Consider the following 23,243-nt stretch of genomic DNA (forward strand, 5'->3'; position numbering starts at 1 on the left):
GATCGTGTCCCTTGTCGTGGTGTAGGGGATCAGCTAGTGCGCGTGTTGGTGGTGTTGGGTAGCTGGGGCGCTTTCAGGGAGTTCGGGGTAGAGCTCATCCATGCCGCCTTCGGGGACGTAGCGGCCGGGGAAAGACGGTAGGCAGCGCTGATCATCACCTTGCGGATCGCGGCAACCAGACCCGTGTCATGACCGGCGAGGAGCCAGACGGCTCCGCTCAGGCCGCGTTCGTGCAGGCGACGCAGGAAATCGGTCCAGAATGCCTCGGTCTCGCTGTCGCCGACCATCACGCCGAGGACCTTCCGGCCGCCGTCCTCGGTGATACCAGTGGCGGTCACCACTGCACGGGACCCATTGCCCGCGGCCCGCTCCGGTCCAGGCCCTGGATAATGCTGAGGCGGAGCCACCGCCGGGTCCCGGACCGCCGGGGTGGTGTGTCCTGCCCCTCTCGGTATGAGGGGCAGGACATACGCGGCGTCAGCCGAATTCCGGCTTCGACAGTGTCTCGTTCGTACGCAGGCGCACCAGGGACAGTAGGGCCTGTCGGAAACAACCGGCCTTGCGTCAGCAGGAGTTCAGCTCACATCTTCGGGGCGCAGATCAGACCCTGAGACGTACTCGGCCAACCCGTGCGGGACGCCGAGCATGACGAGTTCGGCCACGCTCACCAGTCGCCTCCTGGACCCACAGGACCACCGATCGCTTGAGGACATCACGCTCCATCCTCAGCCGAGCCGGGTTCCCGAGTGGGACCTTCCTCGGCCGCCTGCTCCGTTGCGGGTGCCGGGGCGGTCAGAAGAGGTGGCGGACGTAGATGTGCGACTTGCCGTTGGTGTCGCCGGGCACGATGTCGCCGGCCGTGGACTGGAAGACCACGTCGTGCCCACCGGCGCTGACCGCGTTGGTCTCGGCCGAGGCGGGCTGGTTCGAGACGATCTCGTCGGTGCCTGTCTGCAGGTCTCGCAGCGTGAGCGACGGTCCGTTCGTGCCGTTCGGGGCGTACAGCAGATAGCGGCCGGTGGGATCGATGGCCACGCCCCGCGCATTCGGCACCAGTTGGGCGGAGCCCGAGTGCACGTCGTAGACGTAGGTGTCGGAGCCCGAGAGGTAGACGACCTTGCTGCCGTCGTTGCTGAGCTGGACCAGTGTCGCCCCCGCGGACGAGTCCTCGATCGGGCCGGAGGTGGTGCCGCTGGTCCGGTCCCACACGAAGACGTCCCCCGCCTCGCCGTCCTGGTAAGCGACATAGCGGCCGTCGCCGCTGATGGACGGCTGGGACGGGGAGGTGTGGTCGAGTTCGGCGACGGTCACCTTGACGCCGCCGCTGTTCCAGTCCTGAACCTCGATGCGCTGGCGCTCGGGCGACGACGGTTGCTTGATGAGGATGGCCAGGGCGATGGAGTGGCCGTTCGCGCTCAGCGACGGCTGGTTGCAGCTGTAAGCCCAGCAGTCGGCGGAAGCCGTCCTTCCAGTGCTCACCTCGTACTGGCGAACCCGTACGTTTTTCATCCACCGCAGCGAATAGGCGACGTATTCCCCGTCACCGCTGATCACCGGGGGCTGGAGCGGGGTCAGGTCCCCCATCTGCTTGATCTGCCCTGTCCGCTGGTCGCGGACGTACACCCGGTCGCCCCCCGTCGTGCCGCCGGGGGTGAGGTTCTTCGCCGACGACGAGAAGACGACGTGGCGGCCGTCGGACGTGATCGAGGCGCCGGCCGAGTTGCCGTCGGCCTGGGTGCCGTCGGCCGCGACACTGACCCTCTCGACACCGGCTCCGAGACCGCCCGCCACGGCCGTGGGCTCGGCCGAGGCGGCTGCGGGCAGCAGCGCCGTGACCGCACAGACCGCGACCGCCATGCTCAGGGCGGCCCGCACACGTCTGCTGGTGCTCCGGTTCGCGTTTTTCCTCATTTTCCCCCCAGGCAGGACACGTCTCTCCTCCAGTTCCCCACTGGAGGACCGCAGAGATCCAACCGCGATGGCGCTACAGGGTCAATGCGTACATGACATATCGAGAGGAGCATTCCGGCCATATGAGAGGACATTAAATCCGTTTCTGGTAGCGGCCTCATCCGGGTTGAGTGAGGAAGCCCTGGCTGGTGGGGCATCCGAGGCGGCTGCGGTTGACGTTCAGGGCGGGGTCGTCGGTGGGCATGCCGAGAAGTTCGTGCGGTCGCGGACTCTGAATGCCTGGTCGGGGTGTTGGTTAAGACGTTCACGATGGCCTGGTAGGCCGTGCTGGACTCGGCCGGATCCGGTGAGTACCCGGTCGCCTCGAGTTCGGCGATGACCTTCCAGGTGGTGGCCAGATCCGCGAGACGTGCCCCGATCCCGGTGAGAGAGCGGCTGTGAAGTAGTCGATCTGGTCGCGCAGTTCACCGGCCCGGGTGGTGGCCTCATCGCGCCGCGCCTGGAGATCCCTCAGGAGTTCGGCGATGTCCACGCGGCCATCCCGAGGGTGTCACGCCAGGCCGGTGCAGGGGTGGTGAGGCGGCGGACCATGTTCGCGGTGGAGGCCCGGTAGACGCGCGAGGCGGAGTTGTCGGGGCGGTGGTCGTATCTGCGGGCCGGGCGCCGGTGCAGCAGCAACGTGCCGTTGACCTGCTCGACCACCCATCGCATCGGCTGCAGGGGACGAAGTCTTCGCCCTGGTCGGCCCGGTTGCGGCGGACGGCCTCGACAACAATGTCCAACAACGCGCCGCGCGGATGACCACTTCGTCCTTGAAACCCTGGTCCAGGGCTTTCTCCAGACGCATCCCGCACCGTTCGGCGGCCTGGTCGAGCAGTACGGTGCCGGCGGCGTTGTCATGTGCGGAGGCGGCCAGGACGACGACGCCGATGATCAGCCGACACCCTGATCAGGACGGATCGGGTGGCCGTCGACGAGCCGTACTACTCGATGAAGCACCGTCACCACGGCATGAACGTCCAAGTCCTGGCGCGGCCGGACGGCACCCCGATCTGGTTGCATGCGCCACTGCCACTTCCGGGGACAGCCCAAAGCCCATCTGCAACACGTATTCACGGCAATCGCCGTGAATATCGAGCGGCTCAGCGGCCTGACAGCAGTCGAGGAACCCCGCTCACCACGACCGCCGACCGCCTTCCAGAACTTCCTGGACCAACACGGGATCCCCCGCCCCCGGACAAAATCCTGGCGAACCCTCGGCAGCTGACCTCGACCGATCCGAGATTCCCGTCAGAATCAAGCTCAACTACACTGATCGAAACCGTATAAGACATGTTCAGGGTTCGGAGTTCAAGACCCAAACCGCCCTCACTCTCAAGAGTAAAAACACTCAGTGACCCAAATAGATCCGGGCCCACGGGCGAGCCTGGAATCTGGCCGAGATGGGGCTTCAGAGGCATCGAAAACTGCTCGATATCACTGAACGGGCCGCGCTCTACACTGAAAAGTCAAGACAGTTCATCCACCATATAACCCGAGACTTGCGATAGACCACAGAATGAGCACAAAGATCCAGTGACGAAAATCCTCCTTCTCCGGGACTGGCGGAGAGAGCTGCATGGAGATCACCCCGCCGGGCGACCAAATCCTCATGCGCGAGAGCAACAACACCGGACGTGGTGACTACCACCCAGCAGGGCACCCTTACTGTGCCCCTCGATCGAGCGAACGTTGGAAGGTCGACCGTTTCATGGAGTGACGCACCTCCAATCCGCCGACCACATCACCTTCCTTACCAGTTTGGGGCTTAGCTTTATGTCAAACAGCAAAGATGCCTCGCCGTCGGCTATGCATAGCCCCACATTCTCCCCCTGCGCCGCCGCCCCGGACGGATCGTCAGGCACGGCCACGCCCTGGGGTATCGGCCATACCGCAGCCAGAGTGCCACCAGCCGAGGCTTCTCACAGCTCACAGCCTCACAAATCAATGTGTCTACCAGGGAAAACAGGCTGTGAGCCTCATAACTCAAAGCCTTCCGACCACCTCTCTCAACCAGGAGCTCCGCCCTGGCTGAAGGGAGCGGGGGGGCCGCCGCGACCCACCGCCTGGCGGCAACAGCCAGTCTCCAGAGGCAACCCCGGCCAGCCACCCGCTCCCCCAACAGCACCGACAGCACCGTAGAACGGCCGAGTACCGGCTCGCCCTCAGACAGACACCAACTGATGGGCACAGCTGCGTTACGGGCCACCTTTAATCGTCTCCTTCAACGGTCCATGTTCTTAGGGGTCCGCCCATCGCTCTTGCTCTTGGAAGCCATGGATACACCGGAGGGTTTAATCGCCGAACACTCGAATGTTGGTTTTCCTCTCCCCACGCCGACGGGTGCTGCGGTGTCTGAACGGTCCACTCTTCGCCCGGACCACTAGATCTTGAAAATGCAAGCGCCCGCAATGACGAAGTCATCGATCCCTTACCTGCTGCATCCTCGAACCCGTCAACCCCACTCTGCAATCATTGGTTCAGCGCCTTCTTCCAGCGTGGCGCGACGTGGTTGATATCGCGCGCTTCGGGGGGGGATCTGCTCACGGACGGCGAGATGGAGGACCTTCAACACCGCTTGCTCGGAGGGGAAGTGCCTAAGGTTTCGGGTGGCTTTCCGCAGCCGTGCGTTGGTCGACTCGATCAGATTCGTCGAGTAGACAAATTTCCTCATCTCCTACAGGAAGGCCCCGTTGCCCAGTTGAGGACGCCTGCCGGGAGCCCACAGGGGCACGAGAATCACTCCTGCCGTGGTGATAGCGGCGAGCACGATCGACGCCTGGGTGATGCCGTGGGCGAGAGCCGCCTTGCTGAGGGCGACGAGCGGCTGGGCGGACGGGCCGACGAGGTGGGCAAACTGGGTCTTCAAAGTTGAGCGGTGCGCCCGACTTCACGTCCTCACGGCTCGTCACGGTGCGTGACTGTGTGGAGGGTTCAGCGAAGGTTGCCCATGTCCGTCAGAGTTCGGCAGAACGGGCCATCAGGGAATGCCCGATGAGCAGATAGGTGATCGCGGCGATGCTTAGGAGCAGGAACATCCAGGGCCATGCCTCACCGAAGCCGAAAAGGGCTCCGTCGCGGATGCAGGTGATGCCGTAGGTGACGGGGTTGGCCCACGACAGCCACTGGAGTACGGGTGCCATCTGGGCTGCGGGATAGAAGGACGGGCTGGCGAAGAGCAGTACGGGGGCCACGACGTTGATGGTCACTGTGAAGCGTTGGAAGTCGGTGAACAGCGAGGCGAGCAGCAGGTAGAGGCCGTTGAAGGCCATAGAGGCCACGGCTGTTCCGCAGAGGACCGCCGCCCAGTGGCCGGCTGGCCAGTGGAAGGTGAACACCATCAGCGCCACGCCGAGGGCTGCCAGGCTCTGAACCAGGATCAGTACCGTGCTGACCAGGATCTTTCCGGTGATGTAGCTGCTGCGGCGCAGTGGGTGCGACCAGAGTTCGATGTCCATCCGGCCCAGACGTTCCTGGAAGAGCGAGGTGCCGACGGTGGTGGATGCCGCAAGCATTGAGGAGAGCAGCAGGGCGGGCACGGCGAACTCGGTGTAGTCGATGACCTGCCCGCCGTACTGCACGTGCCCAATCAGCCGGGACAGCGAGGTCGCAAAGAGCAGCAGGTAGACCGCGCTTGGGGTGATGGCCAGCAGTAGGTTGGTGCGGTTGCGGGTGAGTAAGTGGTACTCGCGGTACATGACGGCGGCGGCGTCGCTGTGCAGCAGGGAGCGTCGAATACTTCGGCCGGCATCAGGTGTCATGGCCGGTCCCCACGAGTTCAAGGAAGGCGTCCTCCAGGGACGGGGTGCGGTATTCGATCGTGTCGATGCCGATGCCCAGTGCCCGCGCGGCGGTGAGGAGTGTGGGCAGTAGGGCTCGTACGTCGCGGCCGCTCACCTCGACTCGTCGACCGCTGACGGTCACCTGCAGTTCGGGCTGTCCAAGCAGGGCTGCCAGGCGGTTGGTGTCGTGCGGGCGGGCCAGGCTCAGCAGTGCGGCATGGCCGCCGAACTGCTCGGCGAGGTCGCGTGGGGCGGCAAACTTCACCAGTCGGCCGTGGTTGACGATCAATACCTGCTGGCAGTTGCGTTCAAGTTCTTCGACGTAATGGCTGGTCCACAGCACGGTAGTGCCATACTGTCGGCGCAATTCGTCCAGTAGTGCCCACACTTGCCGGCGGCCGTTGACGTCCAGCCCGGCGGACGGCTCGTCGAGCAGCAGGAGTGAAGGGTCGCCGAGCAGCGCCCGGATCACCTGCAGACGTTTCAGTTCGCCGCCGGAGAGTGTGAAGGTCAGCTGGGAGACAGCCGTGTCGAGTCCGAACGCGGCGAGTAGTTCGTCCACGCGGTGACGTATGTCCCGCCATCGCAGCCCCTTGAACCGGGCGGCGATGCGCAGGTTGTCGATTGCGGGCAGCATCATGTCGAAGGGCCCAGACTGGTGGACGACGCCGATGCCGCGTTTGGCCGCTCCGCCGTGGGCCGCAGGGTTGGCGCCGAACACCTCGACGCTGCCCTGGCTGGGGACGGTGACACCGCAGATCAGCTTGATCAGTGTGGTCTTTCCTGCGCCGTTGGGCCCGAGCAGCCCGATGACGGCTCCGGCAGCGATGTGAAAAGTCAGGCCGTCCACGGCGTTGCGCTGCATGGACTTGTAGCGTTTGACAAGGTTCCGTGCCTGGACCGCTTGGTTCATGCCGTTCCCTCGTCGGCCAGTACAAGCCCCTGCTTGAGGAGCGACTCCAGGAACTTCCTCACGTCCAGGTTGATTTGGGTCTGTCGCTCGGTAGCCGTACCGGCGTAGCGGCGGGCCATCTCTCCGGCGATGTCATCGGCGGGGCAGCCCTCGGAGATGAGTAGCCACACTTCGGCCGCGGTGGTGTTGAGAGCCTGGAACTCGCCCGAGCCTGCGTCGTACAGCCGTACCTCGCCGTCGTCCGGGATCCATACAACGTCACTGGCTATCCGGTAACGCATCAGCGATCCCCCTTCAGTCAGTTCACGCCGGCACGATCGGGAGGAGGCGGCGGCCGCCTGTCTTCCAGTCCTCGTGGACGGGATGGACACTGTCGTCGCGCACCAGCAGGGGCCGGAACATCTCATCGCGGTGCTCCGCAAGTTGCCGTCCGGTCGCCCCGGCTGCCACCCACCAGTTGGTGATCATTGAGCGGCGCAGGATCCGGCAGAGGTGTCGGCCGTTGCGATGGATGTCCCCGGTCTCGGCCATGTGATAGGCGCGGCAGCCGCCACCGCAGGCGGCGCGGATGTAACAGTGACGGCAGTCCCGGAGATTCTCGCCACTGAATACGTTGCTTCCGCGCAGGTTTTCCAGGAGCGGGGAGGTGAAAAGGTCGGCGAGCCGCTGGTGCCGGACATTGCCGGCTCTGTGCAGGGGCTTGGTGACGAGCTTGCATGGATAGACGTCGCCCAGTGAGTTGACGTAGATTTCGTTGCCGCCCATGCCGCAGTTTCCTTTGATGGAACAGGGCTTTGCCCCTTTCGGGCCGTCAGGCAGCAGATTCTTGGCCATCGGGTTCGTCCAGATGAACTCTTCGATCTTCTGGAACTCGGTCCAGCCGAAGTCGTACTCGTCCGAGGCGGCCCTGCCAAGGTCGGAGTGATACATCAACCGCACCTGCCGGATCTTCAGATCGGCCGCGAATTCACAGAGCTTGTCCAGCACATCGACGTTGTCGGGCGTCACTACATGATTGATGGTCGGGATGACACCGGCATCGTTCAGCAGGCGCAGCCCTCGGGCCGTCCGGGCGAAAGTGCCCCTGCCGCGCGTTTGCTCATGCGTCTCAGCGGTACCGCCGTCCATGCTCACCGTGACCGTGTGGAAGATCCCCGAAATCCGCCGCGCGGTCTCCGGCCGTCGGATCAGAGTGCCGTTGGAGATCACATTGACGGCCAGTCCCAGCCCGCGCGCGTACTCGGCCACCCGGAAGAGGTCCTTGCGCAGCATCGGTTCTCCGCCGGTGAAGATGACCGTCCGTACGCCCATCGCGGCGATCTGGTCCATGAGGTCCAGGGATTCCTCCGTGGACAGTTCCCCCGGCAGACACTTCTCCGACGAGGCGTAGCAGTACGGACAGCGGAGGTTGCAGCCGTCGGTGATCGCGTAGTAGACCGTGCTGAGCTGCGGATCGGGCGGGCGGACCTTTGGGCGGCGGCCGGGCAGGTACACGATGAACTTCAGTATCACCCTGGCCAGGGTCCGCTCGGCCTCGGCGGGGGCGGTTCCTTGCGGCAGGCCTGCTCCGGGCTGGGCGAGTGCTTGGAGGACCTTGAGTTCTGGAGCGGTCAGCAGGCACCAGGCGGCCAGTTCCGGATTGGTCACCAAGTGGCCTTCATGGCCTTCGGAGTTACGGAAGTACACCAGGTCTTCGGGGACAACCAGCTCATCCCATTGCTCCAGCAGCTTCATCGACCACCCCAACAAGATCCCAATGAGAAGGAAGGCGGGGTTCCGAACCGGGTCGAAACCCCGCCTGCGGCATACAGAAGGCAGCCAAGCGTCAGCTTGCGAGCTCGGACTCGTCCTCGGCGTTGCCGGAGCCGGCGCCTCCGCCGCCGGAACAGCCGCATGAGCACCGCTGGTCCGGCGAGAATTCAATCGGAAGAATTTCCGGCTTCACCCATACGGGTTCCTTCATGATGTGCCCTTCCTCTCGGTGGCCCCAGCCGTCACCAGGCACCGCAGTGCTTCACCCGGTGCGGCCGGACAGCAGACAGCGAGGTGCTCGTCACGCTCGCAGATAGCCCGAACGGCAATGCCCAATCGTGAGGAAACAAGAAAGCTCGAAGCGATCAAAATGCGCGCCGGCCAGGTCAGCCCAGCGTGCATGAATCGTCAGGTCAGTCTCTCACCGGGTCAACAGGGAGGTAGTTCTTCCGGAATTACCGCTGAACGGATTCGGCCAGAACAACACAGCTCTCTCGTCCCGCAGATACGCACCCAGCCCATAATTCGACCTTCCTGACCGGGCCTGGCGGACGAGGCGCGACAGACGTGTTCTCGGCCGACGAGATCGGGCGGTCGCGCATGTGTACGGTGATGCAGACAGGGCGGATCCCTGTGACGATGAACACGACCAGCAACGATCAAGGTGGTCGAAGCCTTTGCCCATGAATGAGGGGCGCGTTCGCATGCCATCCTCCCTTGTCAGAGTCCTGCGGCGCCACTGCCTGGCTACCGCCCCCGCCAGCCGATCTGCCGGCCCTATCCTCGCTGGCCCAGGTGTTGGACCGGATCCCCGGTCCCCAACGCGTGCGGGGCCGCCGCTACCGGCTGGGGGCCATACTCGCTCTGCGCCTGCTCGCAGTCCTCGGCGGCGCCACAACACTGGCCGGGATCGCGCGGTTCGCGGATCTTCGTAGGTGAGCGGTGCGGAGGTGTCCGCGGGCTCGGCGGGTGGTGACGCAGCGTGTGCGTAGGCGCTGGTTGGCAGCGTTGCGGAACCCGAAGGCGGCACGGGCGACGAGCTTGATCACGCGGTTGATGCCCTCGCTCTTGGCATTGCTGTGTCCGCTGTCGATGAACGCGGCGATCTCGGGCCACCAGCGGTCGACCGTGGTGGCGAGGGTGCGGACTTCGGGGATGTCGGCGTCCGCGCACCAGGTGAGAAACTTCCATCGTGCGTGGTCGACTTGGTGCCGGTTGGCGCCGGTGCGGGCCAGGGCGAGAAGGTTGCGCAGGGACTCCTTGGCGATCCATGCGGTCAGCAGGGTTCGGCCGATCTTCCCTTCGGCCAGCAGCGGGTTCCACATCTTCGCGAACTGTTCGTCGGTGAGGTCCTCGCGGTTGCGCAGGAGTCGTCGGCGGGCCTTCCACTCGGGGTCGGTGGCGCGTCCGCGCCGACCCCGGATTTCGGCGGTGGTACGGCGCCGGACCAGGGACAGCATCTTGTTCGCGAGCTGCACGATGTGGAAGTGGTCGACCACGACGACGGCGTTCGGCAGGCCGGTGCGGATCGCGGCCCGGTAGGTGGCCGACATGTCGATGGCCACATGCCGGATGTTGTTGCGCGAGGTCAGGGGCGTGGTGGACAGCCAGGCCAGCACGTCGGCGACGGTGCGGCCCTCAACCTGGCCGAGCAAGCCACCGACACCGAGCGCGTCGACGAACCCGGTGTGCCACCGGTCCCGGACCAGCTGCCACTTGCCCGTTTCAAGGTCCTGCTCCCGGCGGGTCTCGTCGATGCCCAGCACCCCGACCTCGGGCAGCGGCGCTTCGACGACCTCGTGGGCAACTGCCGGGAAGGCGTCCATCACCGTCGGCCAGGACAGACGCAGATCGCGGGCGGCCTGGATGACTGTGGAGCCGGCATCCCGTATCCGATGTCCGGCCGTACTCCGTAGCCTCCCGGTCAGCCGGGCGCCGGCCGGGATCTGCGGAATCTGCTCGGTGAACGATGCGCGAGGACAGGTCGGCTCGCGGCAGAACCAGCGCCGCTTGTGCCAGAAGAACTCCAACCCGCGCTCCCCATAAGGGAGATCACGGGGCCGGGTGGTGGCGGATCCTTTCACCCGGGACGCGAAGACCCCGCAGGCCGGGCAGGCCCGGGCCGAGACGTCCGCTGTGGCCAGGTGGACCCGGTGGCCACCGTCCTCGCACCGCTCGACCCGTATGACGGACACCCCGTCGAGGTCCAGCAGCAAGGTCGTATCGTTGACCAAGCCCGTGGCTCCCCAGTGATCCTTCTGCGTAGAGAACAGAAATGATCACCCAGGACCACGGGCGCCTTGCATCCGGGACCGGCAACCACCCCGACTGTCACGGATTGTGACAGTCAGTCAGCGCACATGCCGACACACACCGCCCAAGTTCGAAGACCCGGCAAACTCCTGCACCTGCCGCCCGGGCATCGGTTCCGCCGAGGCGCGTTCGTCGGCGAGCTGCTCACTCATCCGCTCAAGGACCCGTTCGGCTACGGCGAGTTCGTCCCACTCGGCCCGCATCTCCGCCAGCCGCTTGGCCGGCTGTTCTTCGAGTTCGTCCAGTTCCGCGCGCCGCGCGGTGATCCGTTCCAGCAGCTCGGGATCCAGCATGCACCGGATCGTAGAAGGCCTCCGGCCACAGCGAGCAGGAACCGGCGAGCCAATGTCGGCGGCCAAGGTCTTTTCCCACGTATGGCAGCCCATTCCCCACCTGCGGCCCCCGCGCGGCCGGTTGTGCTCCCCGCTCAGGAGCCGACGGATGCGCTCAGTGCGCGCCTTATGGACACCGCTGGCCACCGCGCCGGGTGAGTGACGTGGGGACCGGTGGGTGATCGTCGCTGCTGGCGGAAGGAGCTCACGCAGTGGCGTGTCTTTTCGGATCTTCGGAGGTTAGTGCAAGCGGACCGCGCAGGGCGGTCCGCTTGGCTCAGGGATGCTCGAGGAAAGAGGCGGTTACCCATGGCTCGTGGCGGCAGGATCCTGGCCGTACTGGCACTTTCGGCAATGACCCTGTGCGGAGGCAGAAGCGCCGCCTATGCGGACGGGGGCAAGGGCGCGGGCAATGAGGACATCGTCAGTGGTGTCCTGTCGGTGGTGGGCAGCAGCACCAGCACGGGGCACGCCAATCAGTGTGGAGCACCTATCGGCAGCGTGGAAGTGAAGTCGGTCTGTCGGGCCAGGCACGATCATGCCGACCATGACCGGTCGGGCAGCGAGCGGGTGGACAGTGGGCTGCTGTCCAATGTCGCCGCCTGGAACGCGACCGGTCACAGCAACAACTGCGGAAACCCGAACGTCGCCGTGTTCAGCGACACCACCTGCATCACCGAGGACGTGCACCACGGCCGCTGACCCTCGGCCTCAGAACCTGCCGGACCGCCGGGGAAAGTAGTCCTCCAGCACGCCTTCACGATGGACGTCGAGCGTGGCGCAGTGCAGTCCGCCCCCGAAGGGGGCCACGTTCCAGAACGGCATCGGGACGACTTCGAAGCCCAGCCGGTCGAGCTGCTCCATCTGTGCGGTCTCGCTCGCTTCCACGCAGACGGTTGCGGGGTCCAATACCAGCACGTTCATCGACAGCCAGCGGCTGCATGCGGACAGCGGTGGTGGTGCCTCCCGGCCGGGGGTGGCTGCGTGGACGACCTGCCAGTCGTTGACTTTGAGATGGTGCAGCAGCTCCTCCTCGGCGGGCCGCTCGGCGCAGTGCAGAACCAGTCCCGGACGGAGCGGCACCCAGGTGGCGTCGATGTGCATGGGGTGCGCGTTGCCGAACGTCACTCCGTGCACACGGTGCTCCGGCAGGTGCTGTCGTAGCCAGCGGATCCCGGCCGCGTTCGTGGCGAGGGACTGCTGGACGAACAGGTCCTTGCCGCAGCGGGCGATGTCGGCGGCATCGAAAAGCGGCTCGGTCTCGGTCAGCACCAGCTCCCCGGCCCTGACCCGGGCAATCTGCGCCTCGTGCAGCAGGGCGTCGTACTCCTCCCAGAAGCCCGGCCGGTACGACGCCTCGGTCAGCCGGGGTTTGGGGGCCGCCTCCCAGCGCATGCCGGGGTCGGCGCGGAAGTAGGACTCGATCAACGGCCGGTGAGCCAGGTACTCGAACCAGCGACTGCGAAACGACATGGTCGCCTCAAGCAGCTCGTTCCCGATCACCACCAGGACGTCCCGGACCGGCATGGCACCGAACATGCTCTGCTGCGACCACTCAGGGGTGGCGACCGGCCGACTGAAGTCCAACGGCCGGGGCCGGTCGACGCGGATCCCGCGCTCTTCGAGGACGCGGGCAAAGCCGTCCAACTGCTCGTTCGCGGCAGCCGTCATCTCCTCGGGCAACGACCCGTACGTACCGCGCGGAAAACCGTGCTCCGGCCAGTCCCGGACGACCGCCGGCTCGGGAGCCTGCACCATGGTGCCGTCCGCCCGGCCGATGACGACATGCTTCAGCGGATCCCACTCGTTCCAGGAACCGACCTTCACCGAACCTCCCCCTGGTTTCCGCCCGGTGCGGCCCACTGCCCGAAGTAGGCAGCAGCGCAAGGCAAGTCTGACGTCTGCCCGGCCGCAGCACGAGAGGACAAGGCGGCGAAGGACGTGCTGCGGCGCCGACTACTGCTGATCCTGTTCGGGCTGGGCACGAACATGGGGATCAAGCGGGTCGCGGTAACCGGCAAGCACGGCGAGAGCGAGCCGACGCTGCGGCGGGTGCGGCACCTGTTCGTCAACCGCGCCAACATGCGCGCGGCCTTGCGCAAGCTGGTGAACGCCACCTTCGCCGTCCGGGATGAGATGTGGTGGGGCACCGGCACCGCGTGCGCCTCCGACAACCGCAAGTTGGGGTGCCGTTAACGAGCAGCCGACCAAGCGACAAGTAACCCGCCGGTAGCCTTCGGTTCGAAGAGGGCTCTGTTACGGGCGGTTTGCTCGGGTCTGGGCTGTGCGGGTGGTGGGCTCACACTCTCGGTGTGGCGGTGTTCGTTGGTCGGCTGGGGGCTGATCGGCGAGGAGGAACCGCCTTGGGACGGGACGCGAAGCGCGCGAAGCAGGCCTGGAGGGCAAGCGGAAGCGTGCGGCCGACAACAGCGCCGGGATGCCGCCGTTCCCGGGGGCGGAGATCGAACGGATCTGGCATGCCTGGAACCGGGCGATCGCGGCCGCTTGCGGATCGCCTTCTTCAGACGCCCCAGATTCTTCGGCTCCTTTTGCGGCTCCGGCTCGGTGAACTTGATCGCCCCGCTCTTGCGCTTGCCGTCGATGGTCACCCACGGCAGCTTCGGCAGGGCCGTGTCCAGCGTGGACAGGGCCTGGCGCATCTGCCGGTACAGCTCGGCCCGGACCTGCTCGGGCCGGCGCTCGTCGTGCCAGATCTCGTCGACCAGATGGGAGGCGAGCTTGATCTGGTCGGTGACCGAGCACTCGTGCCGGCCGGTCAGCTCCCTGATCTCGCTGCGGTGCCGCTTGGCCGTACGGGAGGTGAAGTCGTACAGCGCCATGTCTGCCGTTGGGACACCGACCTGGTTGGCCGCGTGGGCGACCGCGTCCGCGGGCAGCTCGATGCGGGTCTTGGGGAAGCGGCACCGGAAGGGCAGGAACTTCAGCTGGACGGCGAAGCCCAGGCGGGTGGCCCCGCTCTTGTTCCGCAGCCAGTCCAGCTCGTCGACGTTCAGCGTGAAGTGCTCGACCACCGCGTCCAGCCCAAGATCCCGCCCCACCGGGCCCGCCCCTTTCTCCGTGCCGTCCGACGCACCCGGGGTCGGCGGCGGGTTACCGCCGGTGTGCCGTGTGCGGTGTTCACTCGTTCAGCTCAATGAGGTGATCCACTTCCGGGCAACGGGCGGACATGATCAGAGATGAAGGGGGCCCTTCTTCCCGGTCGCGACCGGGCCGTCCCCTGCCAGCCGAGCGTGTCTGTGCTGGTCAGTGGGCCGACGGTGCTGTGTACCGGCGAGTTCGGTGTAACGCCTTCGCGTAGGGGCTTGCGGGACCTGCGCGCGCGGTGTGCGGCGATGCGGCAGGCCGGCCGGTCGAAGACGGCGTCGCGGCGGTGTCCGCGGCCTGGCAGGAAGCGGCGGCCGCACACGGGGCAGCGCACAGCGATCGCATCGGGGCCGTTGAGGATCATGTACAGCCCGATCGCGGCTCCCGCGCCCCAGCGGCGCCGGTCGCGTCGTGCCCGGCCCGTACATGAGAGGCCGCAGTAGATCGCCTCCGAGCGGGCAGCCGCCCGGATCGGCTCTCGGTACCACCGGCACCGGCGCACTCGACCGTCATGGATTCAGTGCCCCATTTGTGAGCCCGACATGACAGGCCAGTCTGTCATCTGTCACGTGGACAGCGAATGATCGCCGTCCACCGTGCAGGCGGCGCTACCGTGCCGGACGCCGTCGAGCAGCGGGCGGGGCGATTACTGATCGGTTGCGGCATCCGCTCGGCTGTAGACACCATAGGAAAGTCCGGAGGGGGACTGCGTTGCGCTTCTCAAGGTGGTCATGATGCGGAACAAGATCGCTCTCGAAGAGCACTTCGGCGCCACCGACCCGGACATCGTGGGCCAGTCCGAAGAACACTTCACCCCCGAGACCTGGCCGGAAGCCCGCAAGCAGCTGCTGGACATCAACGACATCCGGCTGCGGAAGATGGATGCCCTGGGCATCGAGCGGAACATCGTCTCCCTCCTCGCGCCGGGTATCCAGAGCATGTACGACAGCAAGCAGGCCGTCGACTGGGCCGGCCGCCTCAACGACCACGCCGCCAAGCAAGTCGCCAAGCACCCCGACCGGTTCTCCAGCTTTGCCGCACTGCCGATGCAGGACCCGGACGCGGCCTGCGCCGAGCTGGAACGCTGCGTGACCGACCTCGGCTTCGTCGGCGCCCTGGTCAACGGCTTCTCCCAGGTCGGCGACCCCGGCACCGCGGTCTACCTGGACGACAGGCGGTACTGGCCCTTCTGGGAGACCGTCCAGCGCCTCGACGTCCCCGTCTACCTGCACCCGCGGGACCCGCTGGAGGACCAGCAGAAAATCTACGAAGGACACCCCTGGCTCCTCGGCTCCGCCTGGGCCTTCTCCGTGGAGACCGGCACCCACGCCCTGCGCCTGATGGGCAGCGGACTGTTCGACACCTACCCCAAGGTCCAGGTCATCCTTGGCCACCTAGGCGAACTCCTGCCGTACAACATCTGGCGGACCGACCACCGCATCCCGATGTCCCCGCGCGGGATCGCGGTGAAACAGAAGTTCGCGCACTACCTCCACCACAACTTCTACGTCACCACCAGCGGCAACTTCCACACACCGTCACTCGCGGACGCCATCATCGAAATGGGCGCCGACCGCATCCTCTTCTCCACCGACTACCCCTTCGAATCCATGGAAGAAGCAGCGAACTGGTACGACGCCATCGAACTCGGCGAACCCAACCTCCAGAAAATCGGCCGGGACAACGCCGTACGCCTGTTCAAGCTGTGAGCCGGAACCGGGCTCAGGGCTTGGTCTCTGCGGTCGGCCGGACGACGTGCGGTTCCTGGACCTGCGCAGATCAGGCGGCTCGCGCCAGGCAGTACGGGGTGATGTCGCAGCGCGTGGCCGACAGGGCAAGCGCCCTCCCTTGGCCCGGTGGTACCCGGGGATCACCGGTTGCCGCCTTCGAGCTGCGCGGGGATGCGGCTGGCCCGCAGCTCACGCAGGTCCGGGATGTGGTTGTAGAGCGTGCCCGGGGAGACGCCGAGCATCTTGGCGATCGCGGTGATGGAGTGCTCGGGGTTGGGCAGCAGGTCCCGGGCCATGTTGAGGATCTTCTCGTCGACCACGGTGGGCCGGCCGCCGACCTTGCCGCGGGCGCGGGCGGCGGCCAGGCCCTCGCGGGTGCCGGAGACGATGAGTTCGCGGATGAACTCCGCCAGGGCCGGCGAAGACGTGGAAGACGAGCCGGCCGCCGGGGATGGTGGTGTCCAGGTTTTCGTGCAGCGAGGTGAAGCCGATCTCGCGGCGGCGGAGCTCGGCCACCATGTTGATCAGGTCCTGGAGGGACCAGCCGTAGCGGCCAGGGCGGGGACCACGAGGGTGTCCCCGGCGTCGAGAAAGGCGTGGCATGCCTTGAGTTCGGGACGGAGGTCGTTCTTGCCGGACTTCTTGTCCGCAAAGATCTTCCGGCACCCGGCCGCCTTCAGGGCGTCGATCTGCCGGTCGAGTTTCTGTCCGCCGGTGGACGCGCGTGCGGTTCTTGAACCACCCAGGTTTTTGAAGGAGTTTTTGAAGGCTCCGGGCGGCCCGCGACGGCCTGTCCGGCGGTCTTCATTAAACGTTTCTTGAAGGGGTCACAGGGGGCCGGTGCCGCGCAGGGCCTGTACCGGGACATCGACGAGAGTGGGGCCGGGGGCGGTGAGAGCGGTGGTGAGGGTGTCGGGCAGGCGGTACGGGTCGTCGGCGCGGTTCGCGGTGGCGCCGAGGCCGGTGGCGAGGGTCACCAGATCGAGGGCGGGCAGGTCGAGGGCGGACTGGATCGGCGGCGGGAAGGCATCGATGCCGAAGAGGGCGGTGAATTCCTTCATCGCGCCGTACTCGCTGTTGTTGAGGACGACGACGGTGAGGGGCAGCCGGTGGCGGGCGGCGGTCCACAGGGCCTGGACCGAGTACATGAGGGAGCCGTCGCCGATGAGACACAGGGTGCGGCGGCCGGGGTCGGCCAGGGCGGCGCCGACGGCGGCGGGCAGGGCCCAGCCCAGGCCCCCGCTGAAGGCGTTGTAGTACTGGCTGGCTTCCATCGGGAAGTGGGCGCGGATCTCCTGCCGGTAGGAAGGCGCCTCCTCGAACACCGGGCTGGCGGCCGGCACCAGCTCGCGCAGCAGGTGCAGGACGGCGGACGCCTCAAGCGGTGCGGCCAGGGGGGCGGGCTCGGGGCGCGGAGGCGCGGTGAGGGGTGTGCGGTGGGCACGCTGGTCGGGCAGTTGATCGAGGAGGGCCTGGATGCCAGTGCGGGCGGAGCAGATCAGGCTCTCCCCGACCGGGGCGGAGAACGCGTGCACGGGATTGTCGGTCAGGTGCAGGTACTGGGCACCGGCGGGCAGGAAGGGGCCCTCGGTGTGAACGTGGTAGGTGAAGACCTGGGCGCCGATGACGAGGACGACGTCATGCCCGTCGAGGCGCCGGACCACTTCCTCGCGGGTCGCGGTGAGGTAGCCCTGAAAGAGGGGATGGCGTTCGGGGAAGCTGGCCCGAGAGCTCCAGGGGGCACCGTAGACGGCGGCGCCGAGGCGCTCGGCCAGCCGTACCGCGTCGAGGGCGGCGCCGTCGCCGTCCACAGCGGGGCCCAGCACCAGGGCCGGATGCCGGGCGTCGGCGAGGACTCGGGCAAAACGGGCGATGGCGGCCGGTTCGGCGCCCAGCACCGGGACGACCGTGTGGGCCGGCACCGGCGTGGCCGGCTCGGCCCAGTCGTCCTCGGGGACGGAGACGAACACCGGCCCGCACGGCGGGGTGAGCGCGGTCAGCAGGGCACGTGCGACGGCACCGGGGACATCGGCGGCACGGGCGGGCTGGACGGCCCACTTCACATACGGGCGGGGAAACTGGTCCGCATCAAGCGCGGACAGATACGGCTCGGTGGGCAGCATGGCCCGCGTCTGCTGTCCGGCCAGCAGCACCAGCGGACTCTGGTTTCGCCACGCGGCGATCACGCCGGACAGCGCGTTGCCCACACCGGCCGCCGAGTGCACGATCGCGACCCCGGCCCGGCCGGTACGCTGCGCCAGACCGTCGGCCATCGCCACCGCGCTGCCCTCCTGGAGCGCCAGGACGTACTCCAGATCGTCGGGCCAATGCAGGTACATGTGCATCTCGGTGGAGCCCGGATTGCCGAACACCCGTGTGACATCGAAGTCGCGCAGTACCGCGAAAACCGCCTCGGCCACGCTCGGTCCGTCAGCGCGGGCATCCGCAGGAGCCATGAAAGACCTCTCTCGTGACCCCGGCACCAGCATGAGCAACGCGAGCGGCGAGCGCCACCTGGAACTCCGCTGGTCGGCCGCTCCTCGCGCGGTTCATTTACCGGGCAATCAAAGGAGAAGCGCGAGCACCACGGGATTCTCGGACCTCTGTCTTCGCCGTCGGTGTCCTCGGCGGTGTCCGGGTACAGGCGCCCCGTTCCATACGGCCAGCGACTCCACCCCGAGAACATCACGCTCAGCTACTTGCCACTTGGTTCGCCATTCGTTAACGGCACCCCTGTTCCGGACGTGTCCTGTCGCATTGAAGCTGGCGGATTCTCACGCAGTCTCAAGCGATGTGTCGGATTCTCAGTGGCACGCGGCCGGAGCGGAGGTTTTGCCTTCGATCGTAGGGTTTGATCTCACTTTGCTGGCCTCGTTCTCACTGCACCCGTCACCCTCGGTTTCTGTGGCGATGGACTGGTGGTTCGTGTTGCGACCACCGACGGCCGAGGTGTCAGGGAACCACTCGGCGGGCGCGAAAATCGTAGCCGTCCTGCTGGAAACCGGGGGCCTCCCATTCGAGCTGGACCTGCCGACCCGGGTCGAGGGTGCGGAAGCCGGCCATCTCGATGTCGCTGAAGTGCGCGAAGCAACCCCCGGGCGTTTCAGCCGAGTCGAGCACTCCCCAGCCTTCTTCCTCGTACCACTCGCGTACGGTCGCCGTGATCATGGACGCACCTCCTGGCAGGATGCTGGGCTGAACGAGGATAGGTCCCCCGTGAGGGGCCTCCGACGCACGCGAGTGAGCATAAATCGCCGCAGCAAGGCGCCGCGACCGAGTACGCGGGGGGAGTACGGCTACAGCAGCAGAAGGCCGGGCCTCGCCGCGGGTCCGCACCGTCGTCGTTGAACCGGCAGCAGACTTCCGCGAGAGCCATGTCGTTTGAGAACGCCGGGGGCGATGTTCTCAAACGACGTGGCACCTTAGCAGGTCAGCAGCCCTCTGCCTGCCAAGTGAACTGCGACAGGACAATCGGTGTCCTGTCGCAGTTCAGTTGGCAGGTTCACGCGCCCTTTCGTGATCATGGTGGCCACTTTGATCTGGATCTTGCGGTATCCGCCGGGGACCAGGGTGGTCACTCTGCGGACGGGTTCGTTCTCTGCCATGTCCAGTCCCAGAGCGCGTTGGCACGGTGATCGTGCTCGAAGCGGCCGGTGAAGGAACCGACTCGCTCGATGGCCCTGGCGGTGCGCGGATCGTCGCGCCGCGCGAGGCCGTAGGCGGCCTCCAGACGGACGGTTTGGTTGTCCTCGTCGAGCAGCGCCCACAGGGCGTCCGCGACGGCGGGGCTGTGGTCTGGGGAGGCGGCGAGTTCAGCTGCCGCCGCACCCCGCAGGTCGGCGTCCGGGTCTTCGGCCAGGAGCAGTAGCGCCTGGGTGACGTGTGGGAGGAGGCTGTCGTCTTCTTTGCAGGCCCGGCACGCGTTGATCCTTACTGTGGCGTCCGGGTCGCGGGTGAGGGAAAGCAGTGCGGCCCTGGCCGCACGGGTGAGGGGAGCGCCGTTGCCGGAAAGGGCGACGGGGACTTCGCGGCGTACGCGGGGATCGAGATGGCCGGCGTATCGCAGGCCGACGGCCTCTTGGCCGGGGTGCTCATACTCGGTGAAGGCGTTGAGTACGTCCGCGAGCACCGTGCTGTCGGTCTCTTCAGCCGCCCAGGCGGCCAGTATTTCGCTCTCCTTCGTCGCGTAGGACGAGGCCCAGTCGGTAACTCCCCGCATCCACAGGTAGCGCGCGACGACGCGGCGGTGCGCGGGGTCGGGGTGGTGGCGATGGGCCACCACCGCCGACCAAGTCTCGAAACTGCGGCGCTGACTGAGGGTTGAGGAGACCGTCCACCAGATCACATGGTCCTCATGGGGCTGCTCGGCGGCGCGGGCGATCAGCTCGTCCACTGGGGTGAGGATGCGGAAGGCCCATTCCAGCGAGGTCAGGATGGCACCGTGTCCGGCCCGCGTGACGAGGCCGCCCAAGGAGATCTGGTCGACCGACTCCCAAACGTCCTCACCATCCTGGACCGGGGTCGTCACGGCGGGGCCCGGCGCACCGGTGCGGCGCCGCAGCTGTTCGGCCGCGCCCGTCTCGTACCAGCTGCGAGCCAGGGCGAGGAGTTGTTCACGGACAGTTTCCGGAAGCCGCAGCCGGGCCTCGTCGCCCAGTACCGCCGAGAAAACCGCCGGGGAGCCGCCGTCAACGGCACGCCACAGCGGGGTGGTCCCGTCGGGCAGCGTCCGGTCGGGGTCTGCACCACCCTGCACCAACGCCTCGGCCACCGGGGCGTCGTACGCAGCCACAGCCGCGCACAGCACCGGCAGCCCGTCGGTGTCCACCGCGTTGGGGCTCGCGCCTTCTTCCAACAGGGCCCGTACCGCCTCGCCATCCCCTGCCCGTACCGCCGACACGAGTCGGCCATCGAGCCCGCCCTCGCACATGCTTCCCCTATCCGCTGAAATCACCAGCTCGGCCGTCATGACGCGCATCCCCTCGGCCAAGCCCGTTCGAGCTCACGCCGCCACACACATGGTCAGCACTGACCACGGACCCAGCCCGGCCCTCCGCCTGCTGCCGACCGGGAGATCCCCACTTCCGCGAAAGCCAACTCGACTGAGATTTGGGCGGGCTGGGCTCCCCATCTAACTGGCAACTGCGCAGTTCAGGGCGATGCCACCTGTCACCTGGAATGCGACGGGACAGGACGCATGTGAACCCGTACGGCCGGTTCGGGCTGGACATGAACACCCGCCTCGATCTGGACCTGTCCGTCCGGGCGACGGTGCCCGGCCCAAGCACCCCGCGGGGGGGGGAGACAGCCGCAGCCCCGGCGTGACACCTGGTGACCTGCCCGGTGAGTCTGACGAGCTCGACGAGCAGAGCGCCGGGGCAGCCGGTTTTCCTTTCCGTTCCTGCTCGGCTCCCGGCGGGGAAAACCTTTCCACTCTCTCCGATATGCGCCGAAAAATAATTGTGCGAATGCGAGCAGAAATTCCCGGGATGGCCAAATCGCCTATTCCCTGACCAGACTTCCATCGATTCGTCAAGGCTGGACTCGTCATTGGCTCGACAGTCGCCGCAGGAGGTGCGAGGTCGGCGAGAAACTCGCATATCACAGGCCCGATCCGCTACTAATGACAGGATTTCGGTGTACGCTTCCAGGGCACACGAAATTGCTTTCCGGTTGGTAGTCCGGACCGCAGTCACCGGTTTTCCGCTCTGCTGCGTCAACGTCCTCCCCTTCAGGGGAGTCCTGGTGTGCTCCGAGTACGAGAAGAAATCTGCACTGGGAGTACTGTGTCTGGAATGCGTATCGTCATCGCCGGCGGCGGGCTCGCCGGGCTGACGCTGGCCCACTACCTGAACCGGAACGGCCTGGACGTGGCCGTCTACGAGCGCGACGCCGACGTGGCGGCGCGCGAGGCCGGGTACCGGATCCACATCAACTCCACCGGCACCTCCGCGCTGCACGCGGCGCTGGAGCCGCGCCTGTGGGACCTGTTCCTGGCGACCTGCGGCATGCCGAGCGATGACATGCTGCTGTTCGACGAGCAGTTCAACCTCCGTCCCGGCCGGGACAAGTCGGCCACCGAGGGCACCGGGGTGCCCACCGACATTCCCGAGCACCTGGTGGTGTGCCGCTCGACCCTGCGCCGCATCCTCTACCTCGGCCTGGAGAAGGCCGTACACTTCGGCTCCCGGGTCACCGGCTACCGCACCAATCCCGACTCGACGATCACCGTGCTGCTGGAGGGTGGGGCCACGGTCGAGGCCGACGTGCTCATCGCCGCGGACGGCATCAACTCCTCCGTGCGCGCCCAGCGCCTGCCCCAGGTGAGGGTCGCCGATCTCGGCTCGCGGCACATCGCCGCGAAGATCCGCCTCACCGACGAGGCCAAGGCCAAGCTGCCGGCGCAGATGTTCAACGCCTTCTCGCTGGCCTACGACGCCGACTTCACCGGGCTGACCCTGGGGCCGCTGGAGCGCACCGACCCCACCTCGCCGCTGATCGCGGAGCAGGAGCCCGGCTTCCAGCGTGAGGCCACCGCCGACTACGCGCTGAGCATCTTCAACTCCCTCGCCGACCGGATGCTCCCCGACGACGAGCTGTTCACCGCCGGCCCCGACGCGCTGAAGGCGTACGCCCTTCAGCGCGTCGCCACCTGGCACCCGGCCCTGGTCGACACGGTCCGGCTGTGGGACACCGCCACCGTCCAGGCCCTCAAGTGCCGCAGCTGCGTACCCGTCGATGCCTGGGAGCCCTCCAACGTCACCGTCATGGGCGACGCGATCCACGCCATGAGTCCGGCCCTGGGCATCGGCGCCAACACCGCGCTGCGCGACGCACACACCCTGGGCGACCAACTGCTCGCCATCGCCCGCGGTGACAAACCGCTCCTCGACGGAATCGGCACCTACGAGGACACCATGCGCGACTACGCCTACCACGCCGTGCGGATGTCCGCGTTCGTCGGCCAGAAGGTGATCGGACACCTCCCCCTGCCCGAATAGGCACCGTGCTGCTCGGGCGGTGCGCATCGACACACCGCCCGAGCCCGCCGACACCTCTCGGCGGACGGTCAACAGCGGGCCGATCGCCGAAGACGAGACCGCGCCGCTCGGGCATCCGCGCCCGCCGCCGCTTCCCCGTCCGGTAGTTGACCCCGACGATCCTGCACGCTTCCTGACTGCTCACGCCCTGTTGCACGAGCTGAAGGTAGACGCGCCGCTCTTCGGTCAAAGACCGACGACCCCGGACAACCGAACGGTCCCGGACCTCGAAGTCCATCGCACTCCCCGAGCTGGGGTGTTGCGACGACCGCTAGAACTCAAGGCGACCGACGGGGCCCTTCGCATAGCTGGACAGCACTCCGTTC

At 66.8% G+C, this 23,243-nt stretch carries 19 protein-coding genes and 6 pseudogenes; 6 read left to right on the forward strand and 19 right to left on the reverse strand.

Translation table 11 applies throughout. The features are described 5' to 3' along the window. Positions 1 to 134: 134 nt before the first annotated feature. The 3 genes and pseudogenes from DXZ73_RS01595 to DXZ73_RS40245 all read right to left on the reverse strand — a co-directional run. Positions 135 to 350: pseudogene (locus DXZ73_RS01595) on the reverse strand (transposase); the annotation flags it as partial. A gap of 442 nt (positions 351 to 792) precedes the next feature. After that, positions 793 to 1,911: a TolB family protein gene (locus DXZ73_RS01600; protein ID WP_162889954.1), complete on the reverse strand. Its 1,119-nt coding sequence runs from the start codon at positions 1,909 to 1,911 to the stop codon at positions 793 to 795. 510 nt (positions 1,912 to 2,421) lie between these two features. Then, a pseudogene (locus tag DXZ73_RS40245) lies at positions 2,422 to 2,848 on the reverse strand (IS5/IS1182 family transposase); the annotation flags it as partial. Between the two features lie 5 nt (positions 2,849 to 2,853). Here DXZ73_RS40245 and DXZ73_RS01615 point away from each other — a divergent pair. Together DXZ73_RS01615 and DXZ73_RS40440 are read left to right on the forward strand one after the other, a co-directional pair. Continuing rightward, positions 2,854 to 2,968: pseudogene (locus DXZ73_RS01615) on the forward strand (IS5/IS1182 family transposase); the annotation flags it as partial. Positions 2,969 to 3,502: 534 nt separating this feature from the next. Beyond that, positions 3,503 to 3,670: pseudogene (locus DXZ73_RS40440) on the forward strand (hypothetical protein); the annotation flags it as partial. A gap of 752 nt (positions 3,671 to 4,422) precedes the next feature. Here DXZ73_RS40440 and DXZ73_RS01630 read toward each other — a convergent pair. The 9 genes and pseudogenes from DXZ73_RS01630 to DXZ73_RS01665 all read right to left on the reverse strand — a co-directional run. Next, positions 4,423 to 4,624 (reverse strand): annotated as a pseudogene (locus DXZ73_RS01630) (transposase); the annotation flags it as partial. 3 nt (positions 4,625 to 4,627) lie between these two features. Further along, positions 4,628 to 4,819: a hypothetical protein gene (locus DXZ73_RS38690; RefSeq protein WP_205519406.1), complete on the reverse strand. Its 192-nt coding sequence runs from the start codon at positions 4,817 to 4,819 to the stop codon at positions 4,628 to 4,630. Between the two features lie 88 nt (positions 4,820 to 4,907). Further along, positions 4,908 to 5,711, reverse strand: coding sequence for an ABC transporter permease (locus DXZ73_RS01635; RefSeq protein WP_116209268.1), 804 nt, complete (start codon positions 5,709 to 5,711; stop codon positions 4,908 to 4,910). Then, entirely contained in the window at positions 5,701 to 6,645 is a 945-nt protein-coding gene (locus DXZ73_RS01640; protein ID WP_116209269.1) for an ABC transporter ATP-binding protein, read from the reverse strand. The genes DXZ73_RS01635 and DXZ73_RS01640 overlap by 11 nt, the downstream gene beginning before the upstream one ends. After that, a complete protein-coding gene (locus DXZ73_RS01645; RefSeq protein ID WP_162889955.1) occupies positions 6,642 to 6,926 on the reverse strand; it encodes a PqqD family protein in 285 nt (94 codons plus the stop codon). Before DXZ73_RS01645 ends, DXZ73_RS01640 begins: the two co-directional genes overlap by 4 nt. A 22-nt stretch (positions 6,927 to 6,948) precedes the next feature. Next, positions 6,949 to 8,379, reverse strand: coding sequence for a StsB family radical SAM/SPASM domain sactipeptide maturase (gene stsB, locus DXZ73_RS01650; RefSeq protein ID WP_116209271.1), 1,431 nt, complete (start codon positions 8,377 to 8,379; stop codon positions 6,949 to 6,951). Between the two features lie 91 nt (positions 8,380 to 8,470). Then, complete coding sequence (gene stsA, locus DXZ73_RS40445; protein WP_425315807.1) at positions 8,471 to 8,608, reverse strand: StsA family sactipeptide RiPP; 138 nt, start codon at positions 8,606 to 8,608, stop codon at positions 8,471 to 8,473. A 628-nt stretch (positions 8,609 to 9,236) separates the two neighbouring features. Then, positions 9,237 to 10,631 carry an ISL3 family transposase gene (locus DXZ73_RS01660; RefSeq protein ID WP_205519081.1) on the reverse strand — a complete coding sequence of 465 codons (1,395 nt, stop codon included), beginning with the start codon at positions 10,629 to 10,631 and terminating at the stop codon, positions 9,237 to 9,239. 117 nt (positions 10,632 to 10,748) lie between these two features. Then, entirely contained in the window at positions 10,749 to 11,003 is a 255-nt protein-coding gene (locus DXZ73_RS01665) for a hypothetical protein (protein ID WP_116209273.1), read from the reverse strand. Positions 11,004 to 11,351: 348 nt separating this feature from the next. Between DXZ73_RS01665 and DXZ73_RS01670 the strand changes: the two genes are divergently transcribed. Continuing rightward, on the forward strand, positions 11,352 to 11,744 hold the full coding sequence (locus tag DXZ73_RS01670; RefSeq protein ID WP_162889957.1) for a hypothetical protein: 393 nt from the start codon (positions 11,352 to 11,354) through the stop codon (positions 11,742 to 11,744). A 9-nt stretch (positions 11,745 to 11,753) separates the two neighbouring features. Here DXZ73_RS01670 and DXZ73_RS01675 read toward each other — a convergent pair whose 3' ends face one another. Next, complete coding sequence (locus DXZ73_RS01675; protein WP_240351076.1) at positions 11,754 to 12,869, reverse strand: serine/threonine protein kinase; 1,116 nt, start codon at positions 12,867 to 12,869, stop codon at positions 11,754 to 11,756. Positions 12,870 to 12,971: 102 nt separating this feature from the next. Between DXZ73_RS01675 and DXZ73_RS01680 the strand changes: the two are divergent. Beyond that, a pseudogene (locus DXZ73_RS01680) lies at positions 12,972 to 13,238 on the forward strand (Tn3 family transposase); the annotation flags it as partial. Here the strand turns inward: DXZ73_RS01680 and DXZ73_RS01685 are convergent. Beyond that, positions 13,235 to 14,101, reverse strand: coding sequence for a DUF4158 domain-containing protein (locus DXZ73_RS01685; protein WP_116209276.1), 867 nt, complete (start codon positions 14,099 to 14,101; stop codon positions 13,235 to 13,237). The pseudogene DXZ73_RS01680 and the gene DXZ73_RS01685 sit on opposite strands and share 4 nt — an antisense overlap. 780 nt (positions 14,102 to 14,881) lie before the next feature. Here DXZ73_RS01685 and DXZ73_RS01690 point away from each other — a divergent pair. Beyond that, complete coding sequence (locus DXZ73_RS01690; RefSeq protein ID WP_116215358.1) at positions 14,882 to 15,856, forward strand: amidohydrolase family protein; 975 nt, start codon at positions 14,882 to 14,884, stop codon at positions 15,854 to 15,856. Between the two features lie 161 nt (positions 15,857 to 16,017). On the opposite strand, the gene DXZ73_RS40450 is transcribed toward DXZ73_RS01690, so the two are convergent. The 5 genes from DXZ73_RS40450 to DXZ73_RS01710 form a co-directional block, all read right to left on the reverse strand. After that, positions 16,018 to 16,197, reverse strand: coding sequence for a winged helix-turn-helix transcriptional regulator (locus DXZ73_RS40450; RefSeq protein ID WP_425315808.1), 180 nt, complete (start codon positions 16,195 to 16,197; stop codon positions 16,018 to 16,020). A 204-nt stretch (positions 16,198 to 16,401) separates the two neighbouring features. Next, a complete protein-coding gene (locus tag DXZ73_RS40455) occupies positions 16,402 to 16,623 on the reverse strand; it encodes a recombinase family protein (RefSeq protein ID WP_425315899.1) in 222 nt (73 codons plus the stop codon). An 81-nt stretch (positions 16,624 to 16,704) separates the two neighbouring features. Next, positions 16,705 to 18,297, reverse strand: a complete 1,593-nt coding sequence (gene mdlC, locus DXZ73_RS01700) for a benzoylformate decarboxylase (protein ID WP_205519082.1) — start codon at positions 18,295 to 18,297, stop codon at positions 16,705 to 16,707. Positions 18,298 to 18,829: 532 nt separating this feature from the next. After that, the gene (locus tag DXZ73_RS01705; protein WP_116209278.1) at positions 18,830 to 19,045 is read right to left on the reverse strand and encodes a cold-shock protein; all 216 of its coding nucleotides are present in this window, start codon (positions 19,043 to 19,045) and stop codon (positions 18,830 to 18,832) included. Between the two features lie 406 nt (positions 19,046 to 19,451). Further along, positions 19,452 to 20,846, reverse strand: coding sequence for a HEAT repeat domain-containing protein (locus tag DXZ73_RS01710; RefSeq protein ID WP_240351078.1), 1,395 nt, complete (start codon positions 20,844 to 20,846; stop codon positions 19,452 to 19,454). A gap of 826 nt (positions 20,847 to 21,672) precedes the next feature. Here DXZ73_RS01710 and DXZ73_RS01715 point away from each other — a divergent pair. Then, positions 21,673 to 22,878 carry an FAD-dependent oxidoreductase gene (locus tag DXZ73_RS01715; RefSeq protein ID WP_116209280.1) on the forward strand — a complete coding sequence of 402 codons (1,206 nt, stop codon included), beginning with the start codon at positions 21,673 to 21,675 and terminating at the stop codon, positions 22,876 to 22,878. The last annotated feature ends 365 nt before the right edge of the window (positions 22,879 to 23,243 follow it).

Source organism: Streptoverticillium olivoreticuli subsp. olivoreticuli (assembly GCF_003391135.1).
Taxonomy (GTDB): domain Bacteria; phylum Actinomycetota; class Actinomycetes; order Streptomycetales; family Streptomycetaceae; genus Streptomyces; species Streptomyces blastmyceticus.

Excerpts from the sequence above, each read along its gene's own strand:
- DXZ73_RS01600 (WP_162889954.1), bottom strand. The coding sequence starts at position 1,911 with ATGAGGAAAAACGCGAACCGGAGCACCAGCAGACGTGTGCGGGCCGCC.
- DXZ73_RS01635 (WP_116209268.1), bottom strand. The coding sequence starts at position 5,711 with ATGACACCTGATGCCGGCCGAAGTATTCGACGCTCCCTGCTGCACAGC.
- DXZ73_RS01640 (WP_116209269.1), bottom strand. The coding sequence starts at position 6,645 with ATGAACCAAGCGGTCCAGGCACGGAACCTTGTCAAACGCTACAAGTCC.
- DXZ73_RS01645 (WP_162889955.1), bottom strand. The coding sequence starts at position 6,926 with ATGCGTTACCGGATAGCCAGTGACGTTGTATGGATCCCGGACGACGGC.
- stsB (WP_116209271.1), bottom strand. The coding sequence starts at position 8,379 with ATGAAGCTGCTGGAGCAATGGGATGAGCTGGTTGTCCCCGAAGACCTG.
- stsA (WP_425315807.1), bottom strand. The coding sequence starts at position 8,608 with ATGAAGGAACCCGTATGGGTGAAGCCGGAAATTCTTCCGATTGAATTC.
- DXZ73_RS01665 (WP_116209273.1), bottom strand. The coding sequence starts at position 11,003 with ATGCTGGATCCCGAGCTGCTGGAACGGATCACCGCGCGGCGCGCGGAA.
- DXZ73_RS01670 (WP_162889957.1), top strand. The coding sequence starts at position 11,352 with ATGGCTCGTGGCGGCAGGATCCTGGCCGTACTGGCACTTTCGGCAATG.
- DXZ73_RS01690 (WP_116215358.1), top strand. The coding sequence starts at position 14,882 with ATGCGGAACAAGATCGCTCTCGAAGAGCACTTCGGCGCCACCGACCCG.
- DXZ73_RS01705 (WP_116209278.1), bottom strand. The coding sequence starts at position 19,045 with ATGATCACGGCGACCGTACGCGAGTGGTACGAGGAAGAAGGCTGGGGA.
- DXZ73_RS01710 (WP_240351078.1), bottom strand. The coding sequence starts at position 20,846 with ATGACGGCCGAGCTGGTGATTTCAGCGGATAGGGGAAGCATGTGCGAG.
- DXZ73_RS01715 (WP_116209280.1), top strand. The coding sequence starts at position 21,673 with ATGCGTATCGTCATCGCCGGCGGCGGGCTCGCCGGGCTGACGCTGGCC.